The 2,738-nt window shown below is 50.4% G+C and carries 3 protein-coding genes; 2 read left to right on the forward strand and 1 reads right to left on the reverse strand.

The features are described 5' to 3' along the window. A partial coding sequence (locus tag AC1WIP_RS14240) for a PTS glucose transporter subunit IIA (RefSeq protein WP_481142450.1) occupies window positions 1–316 on the forward strand: 316 nt, incomplete at its 5' end. On the opposite strand, the gene AC1WIP_RS14245 is transcribed toward AC1WIP_RS14240, so the two are convergent. Continuing rightward, a complete protein-coding gene (locus tag AC1WIP_RS14245) occupies window positions 246–1,127 on the reverse strand; it encodes a helix-turn-helix domain-containing protein (RefSeq protein WP_481142451.1) in 882 nt (293 codons plus the stop codon). The genes AC1WIP_RS14240 and AC1WIP_RS14245 overlap by 71 nt on opposite strands. 197 nt (window positions 1,128–1,324) lie before the next feature. On the opposite strand from AC1WIP_RS14245, the gene AC1WIP_RS14250 reads away from it, so the two are divergent. Further along, on the forward strand, window positions 1,325–2,738 hold a 1,414-nt coding region (locus AC1WIP_RS14250), incomplete at its 3' end, for a glycoside hydrolase family 43 protein (protein ID WP_481142452.1).

The following is a 2,738-nucleotide window of genomic DNA, read 5'->3' on the forward strand; positions in this document are numbered from 1 at the left end:
ATTATATCCTATGGGAAATGCCTTTCTTTTGTGCACGGAATTTGGCGTTGAGCTGCTGATCAAGGTGGGAAGCTGCAGGGATGAGATGTTCAGCATGTATTACCGGCCCCGTATTGTACAGAACGAAATTGTAAATAAGGGTAAGCTGCTTTTGGAATTTGACCTGGAGGGACTGGAGGCAGAGAATGTGGACGCCAGCGTGTCCATCAGTGTGGAAGCGGCACAGGACAGCCGGGAAATCCTTGTCACGGGACAGAAGTATGTCCGGGCGGGGGAAGAGGTTCTCTGGGTGAGAGATCAGAAGACCCTTGATTAAGGGCGCGGCTTCGGCGGTATTCCTTGGGCGTGATATGGAATGCCTGCTGAAATTCCCTGAAAAAAGTGCGGGAACTGCCGAAGCCTGAATCCAGTGCAATCTTGGTGACGGAGTCGTCCGTGGAGATGAGCAGATCTCTGGCGTATTCCAGACGCTTGGTATTTACATAACATGGAAAAGTGGTGTGGAATTTGTCGGAAAAAAGTCTGGAGAGGCGGAAACGGCTGACGCCGAATTCCCTGGACAAAATTTCCAAGGAAAGGCTTTCTGTGTAGTGGGCGTCTATGTACATAAGGATTCGCTGTTCTAAAATTAAATCCATGGATACATTTTTTGGCTCCAATGTAAGCTTTGGAAAGAGATCCGCCAAAAGAAGCGTCAGATACCCTTCGGCCAGGGCCAGCACGGACTGGGGGATAAGGCCCTCCTTTGTGGAAAAGTCCTGAGTCAGGCCTAAAAGTCCCCTTATGGCAGCGTTTCCGTGGCAGGAAATGGCGCAGGAGGGGACAAGGCTTCTCAGGGGATTGCACTTTTGAAAATATTGCTGATAGCTGTGGCAGCAGTCGTCATCAAAAATACATAAAAGAATCCGGCTGTGGGAAACGGTTTCCAGACTGTGGAGCTGGTTTGGAAAAATAATGGCGGCACTGCCCTCTGAAAGCAGGTACTCTGTGTGATCCACGCAGATGCGCACTTCGCCCTCCAAAAGGACAACAAGCTCTGCCTGGCGGTGCAGATGGGCCGCAAAGGATATATTGTGGGAGGTATAAAAGCGCAGGCGCTCCGAACGATTCTGGTAAAAAATACTCATAAGGCTTTCTATTCTCCTGTAAGGCGAAAATCGCAAAAAATGGCATCGGCAAGTACTGTTTCATAAGATTATGATACTCTGTTTTTATGGGATTTCAAGGGAAAATCACAATAAATGGCATAAATATTTTGCGATATGACACGCGTCAGGGGAAAAAGGCTGTTATACTTAAAAAAAAGCACCGGAAAGGAGACTGTATGGACAAAACAAAGATCAAGAAAATGTGGATTGCCGATCAAGGCGACGGCACCTACACAAATCCCATATTATATACGGATTATTCGGACCCGGACGCCATCCGCGTAGGGGAGGACTTCTTTTTAATTGCCTCCAGCTTCTGCAATACGCCTGCTGTACCCCTTCTGCACTCCAGGGATCTGGTGAACTGGAAGGTGATCAATTATGTGATGGACAGGCTGCCTTTTGACTATTACGACAAGCCCATGCACGGCTGCGGCACATGGGCGCCCTCCATACGATATCATGAGGGAGTGTACTATGTGTTTGTGCCTATGCCTGATGAAGGAATTATGATGTGCAAGACCACGGACCCCTGGGGAACCTGGAGTGAACCGGCCTATGTGAGAAAGGTGGTAGGATGGATCGATCCCTGTCCTTTCTGGGATGAGGATGGCAGGGCGTATATGGTGTCCGCCTTTGCCAGAAGCCGCATCGGCTTTAAGAGTATGCTTTATATGTCTCCCATAGAGCCTGACTGCTCCGGAGTTTTGGACGATGGAAGGTTTATCTATGACGGACATGCCACCCAGCCCACCATCGAGGGGCCTAAGCTTTACAAGCGCAACGGCTGGTACTATATTTTTGCTCCTGCGGGGGGCGTGAAGCCGGGATGGCAGACCGTGCTGCGTTCCAGAAATATCTATGGGCCTTATGAAGAGAGAATTGTGCTTCATCAGGGAGATTCTCCTGTAAACGGCCCTCACCAGGGAGCATGGGTGGATACACCGGACGGTCAGGACTGGTTTCTGCATTTTCAGGATGTGGGAAATGCAGGCCGTATTGTACATCTGCAGCCCATGCGCTGGGTGGACGACTGGCCGGTGATCGGCGTCAATGAAAAGGACGGCTGCGGCGAGCCGGTGCTTCGTTATGAAAAGCCGGCTGTGGGAGCGGTTTATCCCATAGACGCTCCGGAGGACAGTGATTTCTTTGAGGGAGATACCCTGGGACTGCAGTGGCAGTGGAACGCCAACTATAAAAAAGAGTGGTATCGGCTGGGAGAGGGCGGGCTTACCCTGTTTGCACAGCCCGCTGATCCCAAAACGCAGCTATGCGATATCAGCAATCTGCTGCTCCAGAAATGGCCGGCTCCGGAATTTCAGATTACCACATGCCTGCATCTGGAGCATATGGGGGAGGGCGACGTGGCAGGTATGGTGTCACTGGGAGGACATTATACAGCCCTTTTGATCAAGAAAGAAAATGGGACGCTTAAGCTGCAGCAAAGAACGGGAAACTGGACGAAGGACGATGAGGTGCGCACCGATCTGGGACAGGTTAAGGAAAACACGATTTATCTTCGGATGCGGGTGGAGAAGGAAACCTATGTATCCTTTGAGATTGGCTGTGATGAAGAGCATTTTTCAGCAG

It is taken from the genome of Acetatifactor sp. (genome assembly GCF_982438285.1).